This window comes from Paraburkholderia fungorum (genome assembly GCF_046027215.1).
In the GTDB taxonomy this organism is placed as follows: Bacteria; Pseudomonadota; Gammaproteobacteria; order Burkholderiales; family Burkholderiaceae; genus Paraburkholderia; species Paraburkholderia fungorum_D.
Genome location: NZ_JAQQEN010000001.1, coordinates 3,014,088 through 3,036,820 on the forward strand (window position 1 = coordinate 3,014,088; position 22,733 = coordinate 3,036,820).

Genomic DNA, 22,733 nt, shown 5'->3' on the forward strand with positions numbered 1-22,733 from the left:
GCGGGTGGTTGGCCTGACGGATCGTCCGTCCGGCCAGGGTCCGCTCACCGCGCCGGCAGGTTAAACTCACGCCCTGAACAGCTAACGCAAGAAGACACCGAGGATGGGCATTCAAACCGCAGCGGCCAATGACGTCGCACAACACACGCCGATGATGCAGCAATATCTGCGCATCAAGGCGGATCATCCGGGCACCCTGGTGTTCTACCGGATGGGCGACTTCTACGAACTCTTCTTCGAGGATGCGGAAAAAGCTGCACGCCTGCTCGATTTAACGCTGACACAGCGTGGCGCGTCCGCGGGCAATCCAATCAAGATGGCGGGCGTGCCACATCACGCGGTCGAGCAGTATCTGGCGAAGCTCGTCAAGCTTGGCGAATCTGTGGCGATTTGCGAACAGATCGGCGATCCGGCCACCTCGAAAGGACCGGTCGAGCGCAAGGTGATGCGCGTCGTCACACCCGGCACGCTGACCGATGCCGCACTCCTGTCCGACAAGAACGACGTCTATCTGCTGGCAATGTGCGTGGCGCACAACCGCCGCGGCGTCGCGACGAGCGTCGGACTTGCGTGGCTGAATCTGGCGAGCGGTGCATTGCGTCTCGCGGAAGTCGCCCCCGATCAGGTGGCGGCCGCGCTCGAACGGATTCGCCCCGCGGAAATTCTGGTGGCCGATACCCCCACTGATTCAGCGAGCTGGACGCCGCCGGTCAATGCCGGTGCCCTCACCCGCGTGCCGGTCTGGCACTTCGACATTGCGTCGGGCACGCAGCGCCTGTGCGATCAGCTGGAGGTGGCGGGCCTCAACGGTTTCGGCGCGCATTCGCTGACTGCCGCATGCGGCGCGGCCGGCGCCTTGCTGCTGTATGCGGCGGCCACGCAAGGCCAGCAGTTGCGCCACGTGCGCAGTCTGAAGGTGGAGTACGAGTCCGAATATATCGGCCTCGACCCCGCCACCCGCCGCAACCTCGAACTCACTGAAACGCTGCGCGGCACCGAATCGCCCACGCTGTGTTCGCTGCTCGACACCTGCTGCACGACCATGGGCAGCCGTTTGCTGCGTCACTGGCTGCATCATCCGCCGCGCGAATCCGCAGTGGCGCAGGCTCGTCAACAGGCCATCGGCGCCTTGCTCGACGCGCCGCCGGGCGCGAGCGTCGAAACGCTCCGCGGCGCGTTGCGGCAGATTTCCGACATCGAGCGGATTACCGGGCGCCTGGCGTTGCTGTCGGCGCGCCCTCGCGATCTGTCGAGCCTGCGCGATACGTTCATCGCCCTGCCCGAACTGCGCACGCAACTCGCCGTGGTTTCCTCGAGTGCGGATTCGCTTGCGCGCATCGATGCGTCGCTGGAGCCGCCGCAGGGCTGCGTCGAGTTGCTGAGGCGCGCGGTTGCGCAGGAGCCTGCCGCGATGGTGCGCGACGGTGGCGTGATTGCACGTGGTTACGATGCGGAACTCGACGAGTTGCGAGATATTTCGGAGAACTGCGGGCAGTTCCTGATCGACCTCGAAACCCGCGAACGGGCGCGCACCGGTATCGGCAATCTGCGTGTCGAATACAACAAGGTGCATGGCTTCTATATCGAAGTCACGCGCGGCCAGACCGACAAGGTGCCGGACGACTATCGCCGCCGTCAAACGCTGAAGAACGCCGAGCGCTACATCACGCCGGAACTGAAAACTTTCGAAGACAAGGCGCTGTCCGCGCAGGAACGCGCGCTGGCCCGCGAACGCTCGCTGTACGACGCGTTGCTGCAGGCGCTACTGCCGTTTATCGCGGATTGCCAGCGAGTCGCCGCGGCGCTTGCCGAACTGGATCTGCTGGCCGCATTCGCCGAACGTGCCCGCGCGCTCGACTGGGTCGCGCCTACGTTCTCGCCCACCGCCGGCATCGAAATCGAACAGGGGCGGCACCCGGTTGTCGAGGCGCAGGTCGAGCAGTTCATCGCCAACGACTGTACGCTTACACCCGAGCGCAAACTGCTGTTGATCACCGGCCCGAACATGGGCGGTAAGTCCACCTTCATGCGGCAGACCGCGCTGATCGCGCTGCTTGCGTATGTCGGCAGCTATGTGCCGGCGCAGCGCGCGGCGTTCGGGCCGATCGATCGCATCTTCACGCGGATCGGCGCGGCCGACGATCTGGCCGGTGGCCGTTCGACCTTCATGGTCGAAATGACGGAAGCCGCCGCGATTCTGAACGACGCGACGCCACAAAGTCTGGTGCTGATGGACGAGATTGGCCGCGGCACGTCTACGTTCGACGGCCTCGCGCTGGCCTGGGCGATCGCACGGCATCTGCTCTCGCACAACGGCTGCCATACGCTCTTCGCGACGCACTACTTCGAGCTGACACAGTTGCCCGCCGAGTTTCCGCATGCGGCCAACGTGCATCTCTCCGCGGTCGAGCATGGGCACGGCATCGTGTTCCTGCACGCCGTCAGCGAAGGTCCGGCGAATCAGAGTTACGGCCTGCAGGTCGCGCAACTGGCTGGTGTGCCGAACGCGGTGATTCGCGCGGCACGCAAGCATCTAGCGCATCTCGAACAGCAATCGGCAGCGCAACCCGCGCCGCAACTCGATCTGTTCGCCGCGCCCCTGCCGATGCTGCTCGAAGACGCCGACGACGAACGCGAGTCCAGCGCAGATGCGGCTGCGGCGTCGCCAGCCATACAGGCGCTCGTCGAGCGTCTGCGCGCCATCGATCCGAACGATCTGCGTCCACGCGAAGCGCTCGATCTGCTGTACGAACTGCACGAGCTGGCCGCCGCGCCGGATGCGCATCATTGACGCACACAGACCTTCGCAGCGCCCGCGCACACTTTGCGCGGCGCTGAGCCTTGCCCTGACGTTCACGGGCGGTGCCGGATGGTTCGCGCCCGCCGCACATGCCGAAGCGCCGCGCTATGTGTTCGCGGTCATCGCCGGCACCCTGCAAAGCCCCGCCGACGAAGCCCCCACGCAACGGCTGATCGACGCGATCAGCCGCGACCGTGACGTGTCGTTCATCGTCTACGACGGCAACCTGAAGGGCGCCAAAGAAGCCTGTCGTGACGTCTTGTACGAGCGCCGCCACACGCTCCTCGAAACGGCCCGGCCTGCGCTCTTTTTTATTCCCGGCCAGCACGACTGGGCCGACTGTGGCACAACAGAAGCAGGCGGTTTCGATCCGGTCGAGCGGCTCGACCAATTGCGCCAGACCCTGTTCGCAGACCCGACATCCATGGGTCAGAACCCGCTTGCCTTGACGCGTGAAAGTGAAGTGTCGCGCTTTCGTCCGTTTCGCGAGAACGTGCGCTGGCAAGTCGGCGATACCGTATTCGTCGGCCTGAACGCGCCGAGTCCGAATAATCACTATCTGACTGCGGGCGGCCGCAACGGTGAATTCGAAGATCGCGTGATCGCCAATGCGTTCTGGCTCGAACACGCCGGCGAATATGCGAAACGCCGCGACGCGCGCACGATTGTCGTGTTCATTCAAGGCGACTTCGATCCGGAGCGTTTCGAACGCCCCGACCGTTTTGCATGGCTGCGTTTTACGCGCAACACGCGTCGCGACGGCTTTCTGGAATTCAAACGCAGCCTCGTCAAACTCGCGCAGATTTTTCGCGGGCCGGTGCTGGTGATTCATTGCGACGACGAACGCGCGAGCGCCGGCTTCGTGATCGATCAGCCGCTGCGCAATGACAAAGGGATGCTGGTGACGAACCTCACGCGGGTCGCGTTCGCGCCGCATGACCGTCTTAACCAGTGGATTCAGATTGAAGCGGATCTCGGCAGGAAACCGCCGTTCCGCGTGAGTATGCGCGACGTGCCGAAGCAAATGCCGATGCCGACGACGCAGCCGGCGGCGCCGCGCGAAGAACCCGCAGCATCGATGCCGGCGGTGCCGGCGCTCGGCCCTGCGTCTGAGCTGCCACCGTTACTGCAAACGCCGACGCAACCGCCGTTGGACGAAAACGGGAATGTGCCCGCTTCAACCACGCTGCCGCGCGCGCCAGGCGCATTGATGCCTGTTACACCGGGCGCGCCGGGAGCGGCTGCTAATCCCAGCGCGCCCGCAAGCTCAGTGCAGCGTGGGCCCTGACTTGTCCTCTTCGTCTTCGTCGTCGTCTTCGTCGAGGACTTCCAGGCCGTCAGCGCCATGCGCGTGTTCGTGCTGGATTTCGTCTTCAGTGGCCGGACGCACGTCTTTGACCGTCAGTGCGAAACGCAGCGCCATGCCCGCGAGCGGATGGTTGCCGTCGAGCACAACTTTGTCTTCAGCAACGTCGGTCACCACGTAGACGAGCGAATCGAGATCCTCATCGCCCTCTTCCGGCGTGCCTTCGAATTGCATGCCGACTTCGAGCGGTTCCGGGAAGCGATTACGCGGCTCGATCTTCACGAGGTCGGGGTCGTACTCACCGAATGCGTCTTGCGGCTCGAGCTGGATCTGGGTCTCGAAGCCGGCCTCATGGCCGTCGAGCTCTTCCTCGATCTTGGGGAACGTGCCATCATAGCCGCCGTGCAGATAGACCATCGGCTCGTCGCTTTCTTCAATCAGATTGCCCTGCGCATCCGACAGCTTGTAAGCGACCGACACGACGGTGTTCTTTGCGATTTTCATTCGATTCTCCAGAATACAACTCACATTATACGATGCCCAAGCGGCCCACTGACCACCCGGCCGACGCAGCTTCGGCTCGGAATTTTTCGTCGGCTTCCACGCCGGTTCGCCCGCCTTCGCCGGACACACCCACAGCGCTGCTCGGCAATCTGACGCCGTCGCAATTCATGCGCCGGTACTGGCAGAAAAAGCCTCTTCTCATTCGTCAGGCAATCCCGAACATCGAGGCGCCGCTCTCGCGCGACGAGTTTTTCGAACTGGCCGATCAGGACGAAGTCGAGGCGCGTCTGATCACGCACTTTCGCAACAAATGGCAGCTCGAGCACGGCCCATTTGCGCCCGACGAACTGCCGTCGGTCAAGCAACGCGCATGGACGCTGCTGGTACAGGGCGTCGATCTCCACGACGATCGTGCGCGCGCCTTGCTCGACCGCTTTCGCTTCGTGCCGGATGCGCGTCTGGACGATCTGATGATTTCGTACGCGACCGATGGCGGCGGCGTTGGCCCCCACTTCGATTCATACGATGTGTTTCTTTTGCAAGTAAAAGGCAAGCGCCGCTGGCGAATCGGTGCGCAGAAGGATCTGTCGCTCCAACCGGGATTGCCTTTGAAAGTGTTACAGCATTTCGAAGCCGAAGAGGAATGGCTGCTCGAGCCGGGTGACATGCTGTACCTGCCGCCGCATATCGCCCACGACGGTGTGGCGGAAGGCGAATGCATGACCTGCTCGATCGGCTTTCGCGCGCCGTCGGCCGGCGAACTCACCGGCCAGTTCCTTTACCATCTGGCCGAGCGCGGCGACGCGGCGGTGCGCCCTGACGCGCTCTACCGCGATCCGCAGCAGCCTGCCGTGGACCATCCGGCGGAGTTGCCCGCGGCGCTCGTCGAACGGGTTGGCGCGATCCTTGCTGGTGTCAAATGGAATGAGCAGGACATTGCGTCGTTCCTTGGTACGTATCTCAGCGAACCCAAGCCGAGCGTCGTCTTCGATCCGCCGCAGCGACCGCTCAACGAGGCCCGTTTCATTAGCCAGGCGTCGAAGTCGGGCGTGCGGCTGGACCGCAAAACCAATTTGTTGTACAACCGCCGTTTTTTCTTCGTAAATGGAGAGAAAACATCATTTTCAGGCGCAAAAAAATGGTTGTTTGATCTCGCTGACCACCGGTGTATGAGTGCGAAACGCTTTGTAACACTCTCACACGATTCGTCGGTGACAGCACTGCTGCACGAGTGGTATTGTGCGGGCTGGATACAAGTGGGCGAGCTTGCGTAACTCTGCCTGCGTGTTATACCGTACTGTGAAATTTTGTATGAGAAAGACAACGTATTGACCCCGGATTGATCGACTGTCAGTACGAAAGTGCATATAATTTCCGCCCAAGCCGTAGGGAAGATTCGCGCTCGCTAAAAAAGAGCGCCTCCACCAGCGGCCTTGGTCGGTGTTGGAGCACATTACCGGTATTATTTGCGCTGTTGCTTACCTTTAACCATAAAAGGACGTGATCATGAAGAAATCCCTCCTCGTAGCATCCCTGTTGGCAGCTGTGGCACTGGCTGCATGCAACAAGAGCAACGATCAAGCCGCTGCCCCGGCTAGCGACGCAGCTGCTGCTTCGGCACCGGCTGCTGCAGCTTCGGATTCGGCTGCTGCTGCTTCGGGTGCGGCTACTGCTGCGAGCGATGCTGCTGCTTCGGCTACGGACGCTGCTTCGGGCGCAGCTGCTGCTGCGAGCGATGCTGCTACCGCAGCTCCGGCTTCGGGCGCAAGCCAGTAAGCTGTCGCATAGGGTTCGCCTCTGGGCGAGAACTGCATCGGGAAATCACTCCGATTTCCCGGGCAGTAAAGCAAAACGCCACGGATTCACATCCGTGGCGTTTTGTCATTTAAGCGCCGCTTTTATAACGGCGCGTATTGAAGCGTTCATTGAGCCGGCGTTGCGTTCTCTTCGAAGAACTCACGCACCACTTCGATCTCACGTGTGCGTTTGAATGGCGGCAGGCTCTGCCATATACGGCGCCCATACGGTTTGTCGACGAGACGTGTGTCGCAGATCATCAGCACGCCGCGATCGGTCTCAGCGCGAATCAGACGGCCTGCGCCCTGCTTCAGCGTAATCACGGCCTGCGGCAGCTGATGAACGGCAAACGGGCTCAAGCCTTTCTTGGTGAGCGCATCGAGCCGCGCTGACAACACCGGGTCGTCCGGCGGTGCAAACGGCAGCTTGTCGATCACCACCAGCGACAACGCATCACCACGCACGTCCACGCCTTCCCAGAAGCTCTGACTGCCCACCAGAATGGCATTGCCATATGAGCGGAACCGATCGAGCAATTCCGTGCGGCTCGCATCGCCCTGTACGAGCAACGGGTAATCCCAGCCGCGCGCTTCGATCGTGTCGCGTAACTTGTTTGAGATGCGGTCGACCGCGCGCAGCGTCGTGCACAACATGAACACCCCGCCGCCGGACGCCTCGATCGCGGGCAACGCGGCGTCGAACACGGCGTCGGTGAACATGGGCGATGACGGCTGCGGCAGATTACGCGGCACGTATAGAAGCCCTTGGGTCGGATAGTCGAAAGGACTCGGCAGCGTCATCGAGCGCTTCGCGTTCAGGCCCATCTGCGCAGCGTAGTGCGTGAAGTCGCCGCGCACGGACAACGTCGCCGACGTGAAGATCCACGCGCGCGGCACGCCGGCGCGCTGCTTCGCGAAGATCGGCGCTACCGATAGCGGCGTCTCGTGCAGTTGCACGGTATGTGAGAAAACTTCGATCCAGCGGACCTTTTCATTGGGATCGGCGCGTTCGGCCCTGGCCTCGGCCGCGCTCGCCTCAGCGGCTTCGCGTTCGGCCTCAGTGGGCGGCGTGGTCCAGCCCGCGAGCACGCCTTGCAGTTCACGCGCACGACGCAAACACGCACCAAGCGATTCGGCGCGCTCGGCCTGACCGGCCAACGCGGAAGACAATGCATCGAGTTCAGTCTCGAGCGTTTCGAGTGCGGGGAACAATGGGTGGTCGTCGGGCAACTGGCCGATCGACAGACGCACCGAGTCTTCCTTGAAGGCGAGTCGCACGTCGCGTGCAGCGCGTTCGAGTGTCGAGCCCAGCGTCACCCAGTCGACCGCTTCGCGCGCGTGGCCCAGACCTTCGGCCACGGAATCGCGCGCAAGCTCGAGAAATTGCGTAGTCGACAAGGTCTCGCCGAAGAACAGCGTCGCCGTCTCCGGCAATTGATGCGCTTCGTCGAAAATAACGGTGTTCGCCGTGGGCAGCAGTTCAGCCATGCCGGTATCGCGCAACATGATGTCGGCGAAAAACAGATGGTGATTGACCACCACGATGTCGGCCTGCTGCGCCTCGCGGCGCGCGTGCATCACGAAGCACTCCTTGTAATGTGGGCACTCCTGACCAAGACAGTTTTCGCGTGTCGAGGTGACCATCGACCATACCGCCGCCGTTTCCGGCACGCTCGCCAACTCGGCCTTGTCGCCGGTGCGCGTGATCTTGGCGAAGCGGATGATGTCCTGCAAATACGAGGTTTCCTGGCGCGATGGCAGTCGGCCGTTATCCGCGGTGCGCTGCAGGTAGTAATGGCACAGATAGTTCGCCCGGCCCTTGAGCATCGCCACCGAGACCGGCACGGCGAGCGCGTCGCGCACGGTCGGGATGTCGCGCTGAAAGAGCTGATCCTGCAAGTGCTTGGTGCCGGTTGAGACGATCACCTTGCCGCCCCACAGCATGGCCGGCACCAGATAGGCGTAGGTCTTGCCGGTGCCCGTACCCGCCTCGACGATCAGCGTATTTTCGCTGCCGTCGAGGCCGGTCGCTTCCTCAGCAGCGGAAGCTTCAACGGCGGCGTCCGCCGCGCCCGCGGACGGCAATCGTCGCGCCGGGCGCTTGTGCGCCTCGAACATGGCGGGCTCGGGCATCGCACGGCCCGATGCTTCCATGGCCGCGGCGACGGCGCGCGACATTTCGATCTGCGAAGCGCGCGAGCGATAGCCGTCGATCTGCCGGGCGAGCAGCCCATTGTCGGCGAAGATGTCGTCAAGCTCCGCGACGCGGCGTGGATTCAGCGCCGCGCTCAGCGCGGACGAAGGAGCACGCGGCGCCGGCACGCCCAGTACTGAAGCGTCGTCGGCCGCCGTGGCACGGGATGAAGGTTCAAGCGGTGAATTCAAGGCAAGCGTTTCCTGCAAAGTCCGGCGCGCGCGGCGCGACCCGGCGCCTGCCAGGCCGCGAACTCAGGCGCGTGCGTCCGGTTCGAGCTGCAACTGCAGCAAGATGATGGTGTCCTTGACTTTGAGTTTGCGCTTTTTCAGGCGCTGAATCTCGAAGTCGTCGATGCCGGGCTCATCCGACATTCGGTCGATCAAACGATCGAGCCCACTATGCTCCGATTCCAGCTGCAGAATGCGGTCGCGAAGTGTGTCCGCAGTGATGACGTGATGTTGATCGCGCATGCTCGCCTCCTCTCGTAAGCGGCACCATCTGCGTCGTGCAGACCGATGCCTGAGGTTGCTGTCCGGCTTAAAACGCGTTACGGCACTACAGCACTGCTACCAGCCTACCCAGGCCAGCCACAGCGCCATTACTGCTGTTGTTGCTGCTGCTTCTGCTGTTCTTCGAGTTGCTGCTGTTTCAACTGATCCTGACGCTTCTGCTCGGCTTTCTCGGCCGCCTGCTTCTGACGTGCCTCGACATCGGCCTTGTGCTGCGCCGCGTCGGCCTGCTTCTTCTGGAAGCTCTGCTGCTTCTCGACGCGTTCCTGGGCCTTTTGCGCGCCCTGCTGATGCGCCTCGTCCAACTTGCGCTGAAAGTCGGCCTGCTTCTGATCGTACGCCTGCTGGTTCGCCGCGGCTTGCGGCGCGCTAATTCCGCGCTGCGCCTGATCGATCGCATGCTGACGCTGCTTGTCCTGATAGGCCTGGGCATTGGCGCTGCGCTGCGGCGCTTCGGCGTTACGCTGAGCCTGATCGATCTGATGCTGACGCTGCTTGTCCTGGTAAGCCTGCGCGTTACGCGCATCCTCGGCGGCACGCTGCGGCGCGCTCGCCTCGTCCTGCGCGCGTTTGAGCGCCGCCTGCTCGTCACGCTCGCGGGCGCGCTGCGCGCGCTGCTCGCCGTCGAGCGCGAGCTGCTCCTTGCGAATGTCGGCCTGCACCACGCGCATGCTGTCGCGCGCCTTGCCAAGACAATAATTCACCAGAAATTTGCTGTAGCAGTCGTGTTCGGCGACGGCGTAGCGGTAGTTATTTTCCTCAGTGCGCTGGTCCAGGACTTTTTGCCGTGCGTCGAATGCGTTGTTTAGCGAGTCGGCATTGCCCGAGTTATCCGTGCCTGCCGTACCTGCCGTACCCGTCGTGTCTGTAGCCTGCGTACCCGATGCGGCGACCGGCGCGAGATGGCCCGCTACGGCGCTGCTGCTGGCCGGCGCCACGGCCTGCTGCGCCGCGGCCGGGACGGATATGGCGACCAGAGCAGCAATCATGCACGACACGAAGGACGTCCCATTGGACACGAAAGCGGACTTGGGCACGAACCGCGCCGCCGATTTGAGCGATGTGAGCGGCAAACGCGATGAAAATAGCGGCAATTGTGACAAGCGAGAGACCAAACGGAAGCCCAGGCGGTTGAGGGACAGGGAGATCGGCAACGTCGTAGAGGGTCAGCGGAACATGCCCGAAATTCTATCACCCTGCGGTTGAGCCCTTTGGCATTTATGGCAAAATGCCCCGCTCCAGCAACCTGGTCGCAGCGCGCACGCCCGGCGTGCCCCGACGTGCCCCACGTGCCGTTGGCGCGCGGCCTTTGATTGAGTAGCAGGAACACCAAGACCTTATGACGGAAACCGTAGCACTCAAGATCGTACAGCGCATCGCCGCCGAACTGTCCGTCCAGCCGCGCCAGGTCGCGGCCGCGGTGCAACTTCTCGACGAAGGAGCGACTGTTCCGTTCATCGCCCGCTACCGGAAGGAAGTGACCGACAATCTCGACGACACGCAACTGCGCAATCTCGAGGAGCGCCTGCTGTATCTGCGCGAGCTGGAAGACCGGCGCGCCACGATCATCGCGAGCATCGACGAACAGGGCAAGCTCACCGACGAGCTGCGCACCGCCATCGAAGGCGCGGACAGCAAACAGGTGCTGGAAGACCTGTACCTCCCCTATAAGCCGAAGCGCCGCACGCGCGCGCAGATTGCCCGCGAAGCCGGCCTGCAGCCGCTCGCCGACGCGCTGCTGGCCAATCCCCTGCTCGACCCGCAAACCGAAGCCGCCGCCTACGTGGACGCCGAGAAGGGCGTCGCCGATATCAAAGCCGCGCTCGACGGCGCACGCGACATCCTCTCCGAACAGTTCGGCGAAACCGCGGATCTGCTCGGCAAGCTGCGCGATTACCTGTTCAGCCAGGGCGTGGTGTCGTCGAAAGTGGTCGAAGGCAAGGAAAACGCGGAAGAAGAGAAATTCCGCGACTACTACGACTACGCGGAAACCATCAAGACCGTGCCGTCGCATCGCGCGCTGGCGCTGTTCCGCGGCCGCAATGCGGGCGTGCTGATGGTCAAGCTCGGGCTTGGCGAAGAGCTCGACGCGCAGGTGCCGCATCCGGGCGAAGCGCTGATCGCGCGCCACTTCGGCATCGCGAATCAGAACCGCCCGGCCGACAAGTGGCTGTCCGACGTGTGCCGCTGGTGCTGGCGCGTGAAAGTGCAGCCGCACATCGAAAACGAACTGCTGACGAATCTGCGCGACGAAGCCGAGCACGAAGCCATTCGCGTATTCGCGCGCAATCTCAAAGACCTGCTGCTGGCAGCTCCCGCCGGCCCGAAGGCCGTAATCGGCCTCGATCCGGGTATGCGTACCGGCGTGAAAGTCGCGGTGGTCGACCGGACCGGCAAGGTGCTCGCCACCGACGTGATTTATCCCCACGAGCCGCGCCGCGACTGGGACGGCTCGATCGCGAAACTGGCGCGCATCTGCGCGCAGACGCAGGCTGAGCTGATCAGCATCGGCAACGGCACGGCGTCGCGTGAGACGGACAAGCTCGCGAGCGACCTGATCGCGCGCCACCCGGAGTTCAAGTTGCAGAAAATCGTCGTGTCCGAAGCCGGCGCGTCGGTGTACTCGGCCTCAGAACTCGCGGCGAAAGAATTTCCGGATATGGACGTGTCGCTGCGCGGCGCCGTGTCGATCGCGCGACGTCTGCAGGATCCGCTTGCGGAACTCGTGAAGATCGAGCCGAAGGCGATCGGCGTCGGCCAATATCAGCATGACGTGAATCAGCGCGAACTGGCCCGCTCGCTCGACGCGGTGGTTGAGGATTGCGTGAACGCGGTGGGTGTGGATGCGAATACGGCGTCGGTTGCGCTGCTCGCGCGCGTGTCGGGTCTGAACGCGACGCTCGCGCGCAATATCGTCGACTATCGCGATGCGAACGGCCCGTTCCCATCGCGCGAGCATCTGCGCAAGGTGCCGCGTCTGGGCGACAAGACGTTCGAGCAGGCCGCCGGCTTCCTGCGCATCAACAACGGCGAGAATCCGCTCGACCGTTCGTCGGTTCACCCGGAAGCGTATCCGGTCGTCGAGCGGATGCTCGCGAAGATCAGCAAGCATGTCGGTGAAGTGCTCGGCAATCGTGACGCACTGCGCGGCCTGTCGCCGGCGGAATTCGTCGACGAACGTTTCGGCCTGCCGACCGTGCGCGACATTCTGCTGGAACTCGAGAAGCCGGGCCGCGATCCACGCCCCGAGTTCAAGATGGCGACTTTCCGCGAAGGTGTCGAGAAGGTCAGCGATCTGACGCCGGGCATGGTGCTCGAAGGCGTCGTGACGAACGTGGCGGCCTTCGGCGCATTCATCGACATCGGCGTGCATCAGGACGGTCTGGTGCACGTGTCGGCCATGTCGACGAAGTTCATCAAAGACCCGCACGAAGTCGTCAAGGCGGGCCAGATCGTCAAGGTGAAGGTGCTTGAAGTGGACGTGAAGCGCCAGCGCATTGCATTGACCATGCGTCTTGACGACGAATTCGGCGCAGCGGCAGCGCCGCGTAGCGGTGGCAGCGCCCAGCAGGACCGTGGCGGCTTCAGCCGTTCTGGCGGCGGTGGGCGCGGTGCGCAGCCACAGCGCTCGCGCGAGCCGGAAGCCGGCGGCGCAATGGCAGCCGCATTCGCCAAGCTCAAGCAGAAGTAAGCGTTACGCTGTTGGCGCGTGATCGACTCACGCGCCAAATTTCACGCGCCCGCGCACAAAACAAAAAGCCCACGCAATTGCGCGGGCTTTTTTATCGCGCCGCGGTAATGCAAGGCGCGCATGGTACGGGGTCCGTCAGATCTCGATCTTCGTGCCCAACTCCACCACCCGGTTCGCCGGAATGCTGAAGAAGTCGGTCGGCTTCGCGGCGTTCTGATGCATCCATGCGAACACCCGCTCGCGCCACACCGACATGCCCGGCAACTGCGTCGGCACCACCGTTTCGCGCGCGAGGAAGAACGACGTGTCCATCAGCTCGAAGGTCATGTCGTTCGTGCGGCCCACTTCGTGCAGCACCGCCTTCACGTCCGGCGTTTCGTTGAAACCGTACGCCGCCTTGACGAGGTACAGGCCGCCGTCGATACCCTTCACTGTCACACGTTCTGCATCGTTCACGTACGGAATATCGCGCGTGACGAAAGTCAGAAAGATGGTGCGCTCATGCAGCACCTTGTTGTGCTTCAGGTTGTGCAGCAGGCTCACCGGCACGAGCGAATCGCTACCGGTCAGATAGATCGCCGTACCCGACACGCGGTGCGGCGGATGCGCGAGTAGCCCCTGCAGGAACGGCATCAACGGAATACCGTCCGCAGCCGTGCGTTCCTTGACGATCATCCTGCCCTTGAACCATGTCATTAGCAGGAAGAACAGCAACGCGCCGATACCGAGCGGCAACCAGCCACCTTCGGCCACCTTGAGCAGGTTGGCGCCGAAAAAGCCCAGGTCGACCGTCATGAAGACACCGATGATCAGCGCCACCAGGAACTTGTTCCAGTTCCACACCTTCACCATTACGACGCAGGCGAGGATCGTGGTGATCACCATGGTTGCGGTCACCGCGATACCGTACGCGGCGGCGAGGTTATCCGAGCTCTTGAACGCGATCACGATGCACAGGATGATGAAGAGCAGCATCCAGTTCACCACCGGCACATAGATCTGACCGATCGCCAGTTCCGACGTGTGCAGGATCTTCATACGCGGCACGTAGCCGAGCTGGATCGCCTGGCTTGTCAGCGAATACGCACCGGAAATCACCGCCTGCGACGCGATCACGGTTGCGACCGTGGACAGCACGACGAGCGGCAGAAGCGCCCAGTCCGGCGCCAGCAGAAAAAATGGGTTTTCGATCGCTTTCGGGTCGTGCATCAGCAGCGCGCCCTGCCCGAAGTAGTTCAGCACCAGCGAAGGCATCACGAGGAAGTACCACGCCATGCGGATAGGCTTCGCACCGAAGTGACCCATGTCGGCGTACAGTGCTTCGGCGCCGGTCAGCACCAGCACGACGGAACCCAGCACCACGTAGGCCTGCAACACATGCGCGGCCATAAAGGTGTACGCATAGTACGGATTCAACGCGCTGATCACATTCGGCGATTGCACGATATGCCAGAGGCCTAGCGCGGCAAGCACGATGAACCACACCACCATGATGGGACCGAACAGGCGGCCCACCGTGGCCGTACCGTGCCGCTGAATCCAGAACAGCAGGACGAGGATCACCATCGTCAGCGGCAGGACCAGATGCGACAGGTGGGGTGCGGCGATCTCCAGACCTTCGACCGCCGAGATCACCGAAATCGCGGGCGTAATCACCGCGTCGCCATAGAACATGCACGCGCCGAAGATGCCGAGCATCATCAGCAAGCCGGCCATCTTCGACTTCTGATCGAGAGAGCGCAGCGCCAGCGCCATGAGCGCAAGGACACCGCCTTCACCGTTGTTGTCCGCGCGCATCACGAACAACACATACTTGACGCCGACCACGACCACGATCGCCCAGAACAACAGCGAAATCACACCCAGAATGGATTGGTCTGTCAGCGGAATGCCGTGCGAGGGACTGAAGGCCTCTTTCAGCGAGTACAACGGGCTCGTGCCAATATCGCCGAACACCACACCGATCGCGGCAATCGCGAGGGAAGGCAGGGGCTGTTTGTGCACGTGATTGTTATCTGTCATAAACGCGAGGAAATCCGTTCCCTGAGCGGAAAAAACGACCGCTATTCTAAACTGCCCGCCTAGCGCCGCCCGGCTTGTTGTGGATACACCACGTGGATGGTCCGCGCAGTGTAGCACTGCGATATGGGCGCGTCTGCTGCATCGGGGCTTCCTGCGACAACGCGAGTGCCGCGCAGGCGAAGCGTAATATGCGCGCTGCGTGCACAAAAAAACGGAGCCCAATCGGGCTCCGTCTTCTGGATATGGCCTAGTACGTACACCGCCGCGCGCCTCACTTATCTGACGACGCCTGCTCCTGCTGCATACCGCGCTTGATCCACGCGCCGAGGTTATGCGGACGAACCGTGTCCCACTCCTCGAACGGCTGATGAATCCACGGGTTCGTGGGCAGATACTGCACGTGGTAGTCGGGCTTCACTTTCGAACAGCCTTTGTACCAGAGCACCGCCGAGCGCACCGCCGTGATGGCCGGATAGCGTTCCTTCAGATGCTGTTGCACACGCGCCAGTGTCACACCCGAATCGACCAGGTCGTCGACCAGCAACACGTTGCCGTGGAGTTCGCCGCGCGTCATCGTGATGTATTGCGCGATGTCGAGTTCGCCCTGCTCCGTGCCGGCCGCTTCGCGATAAGAACTGGTGGCAAGAATGGCCAGCGGCAGATCGTAAATGCGCGAGAGCTGATCGCCAACGCGCAAACCGCCGCGCGCCAGACACAGGATCTTGTCGAACTTCCAGCCCGACTCATGCACCGACAGCGCCAGCAGTTCGATAAGCCGGTGGTATTCGTCCCAGCCGACCCACAGGTTCTTGTCGTCGTTGCGCGGATCTTTCATCGCAATCATGGGTACACCTTGAACCATGGCTTAAACCTTGAACGGATGACGAAGCAGAATGGTTTCGTCACGATCCGGACCGGTCGACACCATGTCGATCGGAATGCCCGCAACTTCCTGCACACGCGACAGATACGCACGCGCATTCGCCGGCAGTTTGTCCCATTCCTTGATGCCGACGGTGCTTTCCTTCCAGCCCGCGAAGGTTTCGTACACCGGCACGCAACGCGCGACTTCCGATGCGCCACGCGGCAGCAGATCGACATCTTTTCCGTCGACCGTGTAGCCGATGCACAGCTTCACTTCGTCGAGGCCGTCGAGCACGTCGAGCTTGGTCATGCACAGACCCGACACGCCGTTGATCTGGATCGAGCGGCGCAGCGCGGCGACGTCGAGCCAGCCGGTGCGGCGCGGACGGCCGGTGACCGAGCCGAATTCCTTGCCGACTTTGGCCAGTTCGAGGCCGATCGCTTCCTGACGGGCGGCGTTATCCGCGTCGTACAGTTCGCTCGGGAACGGGCCCGAACCCACGCGCGTGCAATACGCCTTGGTGATGCCGAGAATGTAGTTCAGCTTTTGCGGACCGACGCCCGCACCCGCGGTGGCCGCACCCGCCACGCAGTTGCTCGACGTGACGAACGGATAGGTGCCGTGGTCGATGTCGAGCAGCGTGCCTTGCGCGCCTTCGAACAGCAGATTGTTGCCGGCCGCGTTTTCGTCGTACAGACGACGCGACACGTCGGTCACCATCGGCTTCAGACGATCGGCGTAGCTCAGCATCGTGTCGAGCGTTTGCTGGAAGTCGACTGCTGCGACGCCCAGATACTGTGTCAGCACGAAGTTGTGGTAGTCGAGATTCTCACGCAGACGTTCGGCGAAGGTTTCCGGCTCGAACAGGTCCTGCACGCGCAAACCGCGGCGCGCCACCTTGTCTTCGTAGGCCGGGCCGATACCACGGCCGGTGGTGCCGATCTTGCTCGCGCCACGGCGCGCTTCGCGGCCCTGGTCGATGGCAATGTGGTACGGCAGGATCAGGGTGGTGGCTTCGGAAATGAAGAGGCGATTCTGAACATCGACTCCGGCGGCTTCGAGCTCGCCAATTTCCTTGAACAGCGCTTCCGGCGACAACACGACGCCATTGCCGATGTAGCACGCGACGCCGGGATGCATGATGCCCGACGGAATCAGACGCAAGATGGTTTTCTTGCCACCGATGATAAGCGTGTGACCGGCATTGTGACCGCCCTGGAAGCGAACGACGCCTTGAGCGTGGTCCGTCAGCCAGTCGACGATCTTGCCCTTGCCTTCATCACCCCACTGGGTCCCCACGACGACGACGTTGCGCCCGGGGTTCACATTCACTGCGCTGGCAGACATGTTGTTTCGTAAGCTGGTTAAAAACGTATTCTACCTATGTTCGCGGAACCTTCCGAATTTTTCCGTTTCCGCTCAACGGTATGCACGTTATGGTGGGACTATCGAAAATAGCGCGGCCGGGGGCCGCGCCGGGTCCGGCGACACTTTGGACGCCTTCTGAAATGCCTGCGGGATAATCCTCAGGCGGTCATCGACGAACGCTCAGGAACGTGCTTCGACGACCCACGCGCCGTTGCGCTCGACCAACACGCGGTCGCAGGCAAACTCGTCCAGATCGTGCTCGTGACCGGGCAGCGCCTGGATCACGACTTCTCCCGCATTGCGCAGTGCGGCGACGCTGGTACGCAAGGCTTCGTCATGCTGCCACGGCGCGAGAATCGCGCTGCTGCGGGCTTCGACCGGCGAGATGCGCGCCACTTCACGCAGATCGAGCGAGAAGCCGGTTGCCGCCCGTGCCCGGCCATAAGCCTGGCCAACGTGGTCATACCGGCCGCCACGCGCCACCGCGTTCGGCACCCCGTCGACATACGCGGAAAACATCACACCGCTGTGATAAGCGTAGCCGCGCAAATCGGCGAGGTCGATCATCACCTCGGCGCCGTCCACCTGGCTGGCGAGGAATGCGAGGTCGTCGAGCGCGCGGGCGATAGCCGGTGCATTCGGCAAGCGTGCACGGGCTTCGTCGAGTACCGACGCGTCACCATAGAGCGTGGGGAGCGAGCGCAATGCGTCTCGCGTGACCGGCGTGAGACTGGCGGTCAACTCGACGAGGCGCGGCACATCCTTGCCGGCCAACGCGTCGTAGAGCGATTGACCCAGCTCTGCAGCAGCAGGCTCCGCTTCGATCAGCGCGGCGAGCACGCCGGCATGACACAAATCGAGCCGCACTTTCGCGAGACCGGCCAGACGTAGCGCGTCGAGCATCAATTGCTGGATTTCCAGATCCGCTTCGAGGCCGGCGTGGCCGTAGATTTCCGCGCCGATCTGGATCTGTTCACGCGTGGCGTGCAAACCGCGCGGACGCGTATGCGCGACATTGCCGGCATAGCAAAGACGCGTCACGCCTTGACGGTTCAGCAGGTGTGCGTCGATACGCGCGACCTGCGGCGTAATGTCGGCGCGCAGACCGAGCGTGCGCCCGGACATCTGATCGACGAGCTTGAACGTGCGCAGATTCAGATCGTGCCCGCCACCCGTGAGCAGCGACTCGAGATACTCGAGCAACGGCGGCATCACCATTTCGTAGCCGTACGAGCGAAAACGGTCCAGCAGACGGCGCCGCAACTCTTCGATCTTGCGGGCTTCCGACGGCAACACGTCGGCGATATTCTCGGGAAGTAACCAGGTCGACATCGATACAGTCCTACGACGTTGAACACGGCGGCTGGGGGCGCCGGTAAGTGAGTGTGAATGGCGGGCGGCGACTCGATTTTGGCGGCTAGCGGAAGGCGCCTGAACTGCCCTTCGGCGTCAGCCGCTTCGCGGTGCAGCGCCGATTGCTCGCAGCCGCCGGCGATCGCTCAGCGGCAGCCAGCGCAGCGTGACCCGTCAGGTCACGATGAACAGCAGGATCAGCCCGAGCACCATCACAACCAGCCCGCCGACGCGGATCTGGTGCGGCGGCCGTTCCGCTATTTTACGGAACGTGTCGCGCCAGGCGCTCGGAAAAACGAAGGGAAACATCCCCTCGATAATCAGCATCAAAGCGATCGCAAGCAGTAACGAGCCGGCTATGTCCATGCGAATGAAGGTGCCGCGATGCGGATGCCGCGGCGTTCCGGTTATCAGTGTTTGCGCGGTGCCGCGGAAGCGTCCGGGGCGCCGCCGCCGGTCGGGCTATGCATGAAGCGGAAGAACTCGTTGCTCGGGTCGACCACGATCACGTCGCCTGGCTTGAAGGTGTTCCTGTAGGCCTGCATGCTTTGATAAAACTGGTAGAACTGCGGGTCGCTGCCATATGCCTCGGCCGCGATTTCCGCTGCCTTGGCATCGCCTTCGCCCTTGATGGTCTGCGCCTGACGATAGCCATCCGCGAGAACCGCCTGTTGCTGGGCGACGGCGTCTGCCTTGATCTGGTCGGCCTCGGCGGTGCCCTTCGCGCGTTCGTCGGCCGCGATCTGCTCGCGTGCGGCGATCATGCGCTTGTAGACGGAGTCGGCCATTGCCGCCGGGAAATCGACGCGCGTCAGTTGCACGTCGAGCACCGATACGCCAAGCGATGCCGCGCCCTTGTCCATCGCGCCGCGCGCTTCGTCGGCGACGGCCTGCTGTTTGGCGAGCGCATCGGTCAACGTGTATTTCGCGAAAGCGTCACCCAGCGCGCTGCGCGAGAGCAGCGCCAGCCGGTCGGGCAGGCTTTGCACGTCGCCCTTGGTTTCGGCGAGCAGCTTCAGCGGATCGGTCACGCGGTATTTGACGACCGGATTGGCCAGCAGATCGGTTTTATCCGACGTGACGTAGCGGTCTTCATCCGGCGCGTCGAGCGACTGGATGCGGTTATCGACCAGCGTCACCGTTTGCAGCGGCGGCGGTAGCTTCACGTGCAGACCCGGTCCGAGCAGGCTGGGCGCGGTGTCGCCGTGTGAAGACAGCACGGCCATGTGCCGCTGATCGACCACGAATACCATCGACGACGCGGCAAACAGCACGATGACTACGGCGACGACGAGCGCAATGATCTTGTTCATGATGTGCGCTCCTTATTGAACGTCGTCTTCACGCATACGGTTGCGGAAGGAGTCGCGCGAACGGATTGCGTCGCTGCTGGCTGCAGCCTGGCTGGCCGGCGTCGCGACCGCAGCGGGTGCCGAAGCAGCGGCAGAAGACGCGGCGGCGGCGCTGCTCGCGGCTTGCGGGACAGCGGCAGCCGATGTAACGGCAGCACCGGAAGCGGCAGCAGCGTCAGCAACGCGCTGGCGCGTCTGCTCGACCAGTTTGTCGAGCGGTAGATACACCACGTTATTGCCGCTCTTGCTGTCCACAAACACCTTGGTCGTATTCGAATAGATCTGCTGCATGGTGTCCAGGTACATGCGCTCGCGAATCACGGCGGGCGCTTTCGAGTACTGCGCGTAGACCTGCTTGAAGCGATCGGCGTCGCCTTGTGCCTGGGCCACGGTCTTGTCGCTGTACGTTTTCGCTTCGTCGATCTGGCGCGCGACGTCGGCTTGCGCGCGCGGCAGCAGCCCGGCTGCATAGGCCTGCGCCTCGCGTTTGGCGCGCTCGTTGTCCTGACGCGCTTTGGCGGCATCGTCGAACGCGGCCTGCACCTGATCGGGGACCTGCACGCCCTGGATCGTCACACCGGTCACGGCGAGGCCGGACTGGTATTCATCCAGGGATTGCTGGATCGCCGCCGTCAGTTGCTGACGAATTGCTTCGCGATCCTGATCGAGGACATCTTTCGTGCTGCGCGCACCGACAATGCTACGCACCGCAGCCTGCGCGGCCTGCATCACACTCTGATCGGGATCGACGCTGCGGAACAGGTAGTCGGTCGGCTTGCGCACCTGGTACTGCACGGCAAAACGCACGTCGACGATATCGGCGTCGCGTGTGAGCATCGACGCATCTTTCACGTTCGCCAGCCGCACCACGTTGTTGCGACCGATCTCGACCTGACGCACCTGGCCGATATTGACGAGCTCATGCGCTTCGAACGGATATGGCAGACGCCAGTGCACGCCCTGCCCCGCAGTGTAGCGATACTTGCCGAATTGCATCACGACGCCAGCCTGGCCATCCTGCACGACGAACACGCCGCTGCCGAGATAGATGGCGATCAGCACGCCGATCACGATGCCCACGCCAATACGCGCGCCCCGGCCGTTATCCGGCCGCCCGCCTCCCGCGCCGCCGCCCTTGCGGCCGAACACCCGGCTCAAACGGCGGTTGAACTCGCGCCACATCTCGTCGAGATCGGGCGGACCTTCACCGTCCTTGGTCGGCGGGCGCTTGGGTTCGTTGGGCCGTTGGCGGTCGCCATTGCCATTGCCATCGCCCCGGCCCCAGCGCGGATCGTTCAGTGAAAGCATGGCGCGCATGCGCAACCAGATACTCCGCTCGTTGTAATCGTTCACCTGTGTTCGTTCACCAGAGTAGACAGCGGGTCAGTGCAATTGGAACGGGTCAGTGCCCGTGTCGGGGACCTTGCGATCGTCGCGCGGTGCCGCCGACCGGTCTTCTTCCGACAGATCGACCAACGGGTCGGGAAGAGGTTCGGCAGTAGCGATTTCAGCGATGGCAGCGCGCAATGTGTCCAGCCCTTGCCCCGTGCGCGCGCTCAAAAAGACGCGCGAAATATTACCATACTCGTCCCGCTCGACCGCGTCGCCACGGGCCGCCAACTCAGGCACCGCGTCGATCTTGTTGAACACCAGTACCTGGCGGATCGTATCCGCACCGATTGCGTGCAACACCTCGTTCACCTGATCGATCTGATCGAGCCGCACCGCGCTCGACGCGTCGACGACGTGCAATAGCAGGTCGGCGTGAATGGTTTCCTCGAGCGTGGCACGAAAAGCCGCCACCAACTGGTGAGGCAATTCGCGGATGAAACCCACCGTATCGGACACCACCACCTGGCCGGCTTCGTCGCCGAGATAAACGCGGCGCGACGTGGTATCCAGCGTGGCGAACAGCTGGTCGGCGGCGTACGCCTGAGCTTTGGTCAGCGCGTTGAACAGCGTGGATTTGCCCGCGTTCGTGTAGCCGACGAGCGAAACGGACATGGTCTGGTTGCGGCTGCGCGCGCGGCGCTGCGTGCCGTGTTGACGGCGCAGCTTTTCCAGCCGTGTCTTGAGCGCCTTGATGCGTTCGCCGATCAGTCGACGGTCGGTTTCGAGCTGCGTTTCACCCGGACCGCGCAAACCGATACCGCCTTTTTGCCGCTCCAGGTGGGTCCATGCGCGGATGAGTCGCGTGGACAGGTACTGCAACTGCGCGAGTTCCACCTGCAGCTTGCCTTCGTGGCTACGTGCGCGTTGCGCAAAAATATCGAGGATGAGACTGGTGCGATCGACCACGCGCCGATTAAGCGCCTGCTCCAGATTGCGCTGCTGCGCAGGCGCCAGAGCGTGGTTGAAAATAACGAGTTCGATGTCGTTCGCCTCACACGCCAGACGCAGTTCTTCGGCCTTGCCGCTGCCGACGAACATCTTGGCGTCGGGACTGGACCGGCGCCCGGTGAGGGTGACCAAGGGATTCGCGCCCGCGCTTTGCGCGAGCAGGCTGAGTTCTTCTAGGCTGGCTTCGAAATCGATCTTACCGAAGTCGATGCCGACAAGCGCTGCATTGATCAAATTGGACGGTATCAAAATGAGGCGGCCGGGAGTAATCGCCAACGGGCGACGCTACGCCGGCCGCGACGGGGGTTAGGACTGTTCGGAATCCGGGTGGAAATTCACCGGACGGGCGGGCACAACCGTGGAAATGGCGTGCTTGTAGACCATCTGGGTGACCGTATTCCGGAGCAACACGACGTACTGGTCGAACGATTCAATGTTCCCTTGAAGCTTGATGCCGTTGACCAAGTAGATCGACACCGGCACATGCTCTTTACGCAGTGCGTTCAAAAACGGGTCTTGTAACAATTGCCCTTTGTTGCTCATAGCAAACTCCGTATTTTTTTGCAGGTTGACTGAATTGACGACGAAGAAAAAGAGATCCGCCGTCAACCGCTACACTATAGCCGATTT

General features: G+C 62.7%; 18 protein-coding genes. 5 read left to right on the forward strand and 13 right to left on the reverse strand.

Annotated elements, in window-relative coordinates:
- Positions 1-103: 103 nt before the first annotated feature.
- A complete protein-coding gene (gene mutS / locus PQR27_RS13375) occupies positions 104-2,791 on the forward strand; it encodes a DNA mismatch repair protein MutS (RefSeq protein WP_408524111.1) in 2,688 nt (895 codons plus the stop codon).
- Positions 2,778-4,088: a hypothetical protein gene (locus tag PQR27_RS13380; RefSeq protein ID WP_408524112.1), complete on the forward strand. Its 1,311-nt coding sequence runs from the start codon at positions 2,778-2,780 to the stop codon at positions 4,086-4,088. The genes mutS and PQR27_RS13380 overlap by 14 nt, the downstream gene beginning before the upstream one ends.
- On the opposite strand, the gene PQR27_RS13385 is transcribed toward PQR27_RS13380, so the two are convergent.
- The gene (locus PQR27_RS13385) at positions 4,068-4,610 is read right to left on the reverse strand and encodes an FKBP-type peptidyl-prolyl cis-trans isomerase (protein WP_408524113.1); all 543 of its coding nucleotides are present in this window, start codon (positions 4,608-4,610) and stop codon (positions 4,068-4,070) included. The two genes, PQR27_RS13380 and PQR27_RS13385, sit on opposite strands and share 21 nt — an antisense overlap.
- Before the next feature lie 32 nt (positions 4,611-4,642).
- Between PQR27_RS13385 and PQR27_RS13390 the strand changes: the two genes are divergently transcribed.
- Together PQR27_RS13390 and PQR27_RS13395 are read left to right on the forward strand one after the other, a co-directional pair.
- Entirely contained in the window at positions 4,643-5,884 is a 1,242-nt protein-coding gene (locus PQR27_RS13390; protein ID WP_408524114.1) for a JmjC domain-containing protein, read from the forward strand.
- 232 nt (positions 5,885-6,116) lie between these two features.
- Complete coding sequence (locus PQR27_RS13395; protein WP_408524115.1) at positions 6,117-6,386, forward strand: hypothetical protein; 270 nt, start codon at positions 6,117-6,119, stop codon at positions 6,384-6,386.
- 146 nt (positions 6,387-6,532) lie between these two features.
- Here the strand turns inward: PQR27_RS13395 and yoaA are convergent, their stop codons facing one another.
- The 3 genes from yoaA to PQR27_RS13410 form a co-directional block, all read right to left on the reverse strand.
- A complete protein-coding gene (gene yoaA / locus PQR27_RS13400) occupies positions 6,533-8,791 on the reverse strand; it encodes a DNA repair helicase YoaA (protein WP_408524116.1) in 2,259 nt (752 codons plus the stop codon).
- Between the two features lie 63 nt (positions 8,792-8,854).
- Positions 8,855-9,073, reverse strand: a complete 219-nt coding sequence (locus PQR27_RS13405) for a DUF465 domain-containing protein (RefSeq protein ID WP_408524117.1) — start codon at positions 9,071-9,073, stop codon at positions 8,855-8,857.
- A gap of 128 nt (positions 9,074-9,201) precedes the next feature.
- Complete coding sequence (locus PQR27_RS13410) at positions 9,202-10,101, reverse strand: hypothetical protein (protein ID WP_408525484.1); 900 nt, start codon at positions 10,099-10,101, stop codon at positions 9,202-9,204.
- Between the two features lie 350 nt (positions 10,102-10,451).
- Between PQR27_RS13410 and PQR27_RS13415 the strand changes: the two genes are divergently transcribed.
- Positions 10,452-12,803 (forward strand): Tex family protein, encoded by a 2,352-nt coding sequence (locus PQR27_RS13415; RefSeq protein WP_408524118.1) that lies wholly within the window; start codon positions 10,452-10,454, stop codon positions 12,801-12,803.
- Positions 12,804-12,938: 135 nt separating this feature from the next.
- Here the strand turns inward: PQR27_RS13415 and PQR27_RS13420 are convergent, their stop codons facing one another.
- The 9 genes from PQR27_RS13420 to hfq all read right to left on the reverse strand — a co-directional run bounded on the left by PQR27_RS13420 (position 12,939) and on the right by hfq (position 22,646).
- Positions 12,939-14,825: a potassium transporter Kup gene (locus PQR27_RS13420; RefSeq protein WP_408524119.1), complete on the reverse strand. Its 1,887-nt coding sequence runs from the start codon at positions 14,823-14,825 to the stop codon at positions 12,939-12,941.
- A gap of 271 nt (positions 14,826-15,096) precedes the next feature.
- Positions 15,097-15,687, reverse strand: coding sequence for a phosphoribosyltransferase (locus PQR27_RS13425; RefSeq protein WP_408524120.1), 591 nt, complete (start codon positions 15,685-15,687; stop codon positions 15,097-15,099).
- Positions 15,688-15,690: 3 nt separating this feature from the next.
- The gene (locus PQR27_RS13430; protein WP_408524121.1) at positions 15,691-17,037 is read right to left on the reverse strand and encodes an adenylosuccinate synthase; all 1,347 of its coding nucleotides are present in this window, start codon (positions 17,035-17,037) and stop codon (positions 15,691-15,693) included.
- A 201-nt stretch (positions 17,038-17,238) separates the two neighbouring features.
- Positions 17,239-18,390, reverse strand: a complete 1,152-nt coding sequence (locus PQR27_RS13435) for an ATP phosphoribosyltransferase regulatory subunit (protein ID WP_408524122.1) — start codon at positions 18,388-18,390, stop codon at positions 17,239-17,241.
- A 195-nt stretch (positions 18,391-18,585) separates the two neighbouring features.
- Positions 18,586-18,777 carry a DUF2065 domain-containing protein gene (locus PQR27_RS13440; protein WP_054041860.1) on the reverse strand — a complete coding sequence of 64 codons (192 nt, stop codon included), beginning with the start codon at positions 18,775-18,777 and terminating at the stop codon, positions 18,586-18,588.
- 44 nt (positions 18,778-18,821) lie between these two features.
- On the reverse strand, positions 18,822-19,724 hold the full coding sequence (gene hflC / locus PQR27_RS13445) for a protease modulator HflC (protein WP_408524123.1): 903 nt from the start codon (positions 19,722-19,724) through the stop codon (positions 18,822-18,824).
- Between the two features lie 12 nt (positions 19,725-19,736).
- Positions 19,737-21,116, reverse strand: a complete 1,380-nt coding sequence (gene hflK, locus PQR27_RS13450) for an FtsH protease activity modulator HflK (RefSeq protein ID WP_408524124.1) — start codon at positions 21,114-21,116, stop codon at positions 19,737-19,739.
- Positions 21,117-21,146: 30 nt separating this feature from the next.
- Complete coding sequence (hflX, locus tag PQR27_RS13455) at positions 21,147-22,379, reverse strand: GTPase HflX (RefSeq protein WP_408524125.1); 1,233 nt, start codon at positions 22,377-22,379, stop codon at positions 21,147-21,149.
- Positions 22,380-22,409: 30 nt separating this feature from the next.
- On the reverse strand, positions 22,410-22,646 hold the full coding sequence (hfq, locus tag PQR27_RS13460) for an RNA chaperone Hfq (RefSeq protein WP_006051315.1): 237 nt from the start codon (positions 22,644-22,646) through the stop codon (positions 22,410-22,412).
- Between the last annotated feature and the right edge of the window lie 87 nt (positions 22,647-22,733).

What these genes read in the sequence shown, in the direction of transcription:
- PQR27_RS13435 (WP_408524122.1), bottom strand. Translation starts at nt 18,390, where the DNA reads ATGTCGACCTGGTTACTTCCCGAGAATATCGCCGACGTGTTGCCGTCG.
- PQR27_RS13425 (WP_408524120.1), bottom strand. Translation starts at nt 15,687, where the DNA reads ATGGTTCAAGGTGTACCCATGATTGCGATGAAAGATCCGCGCAACGAC.
- PQR27_RS13385 (WP_408524113.1), bottom strand. Translation starts at nt 4,610, where the DNA reads ATGAAAATCGCAAAGAACACCGTCGTGTCGGTCGCTTACAAGCTGTCG.
- PQR27_RS13395 (WP_408524115.1), top strand. Translation starts at nt 6,117, where the DNA reads ATGAAGAAATCCCTCCTCGTAGCATCCCTGTTGGCAGCTGTGGCACTG.
- PQR27_RS13440 (WP_054041860.1), bottom strand. Translation starts at nt 18,777, where the DNA reads ATGGACATAGCCGGCTCGTTACTGCTTGCGATCGCTTTGATGCTGATT.
- PQR27_RS13410 (WP_408525484.1), bottom strand. Translation starts at nt 10,101, where the DNA reads ATGATTGCTGCTCTGGTCGCCATATCCGTCCCGGCCGCGGCGCAGCAG.
- PQR27_RS13415 (WP_408524118.1), top strand. Translation starts at nt 10,452, where the DNA reads ATGACGGAAACCGTAGCACTCAAGATCGTACAGCGCATCGCCGCCGAA.
- PQR27_RS13390 (WP_408524114.1), top strand. Translation starts at nt 4,643, where the DNA reads ATGCCCAAGCGGCCCACTGACCACCCGGCCGACGCAGCTTCGGCTCGG.
- PQR27_RS13405 (WP_408524117.1), bottom strand. Translation starts at nt 9,073, where the DNA reads ATGCGCGATCAACATCACGTCATCACTGCGGACACACTTCGCGACCGC.
- PQR27_RS13420 (WP_408524119.1), bottom strand. Translation starts at nt 14,825, where the DNA reads ATGACAGATAACAATCACGTGCACAAACAGCCCCTGCCTTCCCTCGCG.
- hflC (WP_408524123.1), bottom strand. Translation starts at nt 19,724, where the DNA reads ATGAACAAGATCATTGCGCTCGTCGTCGCCGTAGTCATCGTGCTGTTT.
- hfq (WP_006051315.1), bottom strand. Translation starts at nt 22,646, where the DNA reads ATGAGCAACAAAGGGCAATTGTTACAAGACCCGTTTTTGAACGCACTG.
- PQR27_RS13430 (WP_408524121.1), bottom strand. Translation starts at nt 17,037, where the DNA reads ATGTCTGCCAGCGCAGTGAATGTGAACCCCGGGCGCAACGTCGTCGTC.
- mutS (WP_408524111.1), top strand. Translation starts at nt 104, where the DNA reads ATGGGCATTCAAACCGCAGCGGCCAATGACGTCGCACAACACACGCCG.
- PQR27_RS13380 (WP_408524112.1), top strand. Translation starts at nt 2,778, where the DNA reads ATGCGCATCATTGACGCACACAGACCTTCGCAGCGCCCGCGCACACTT.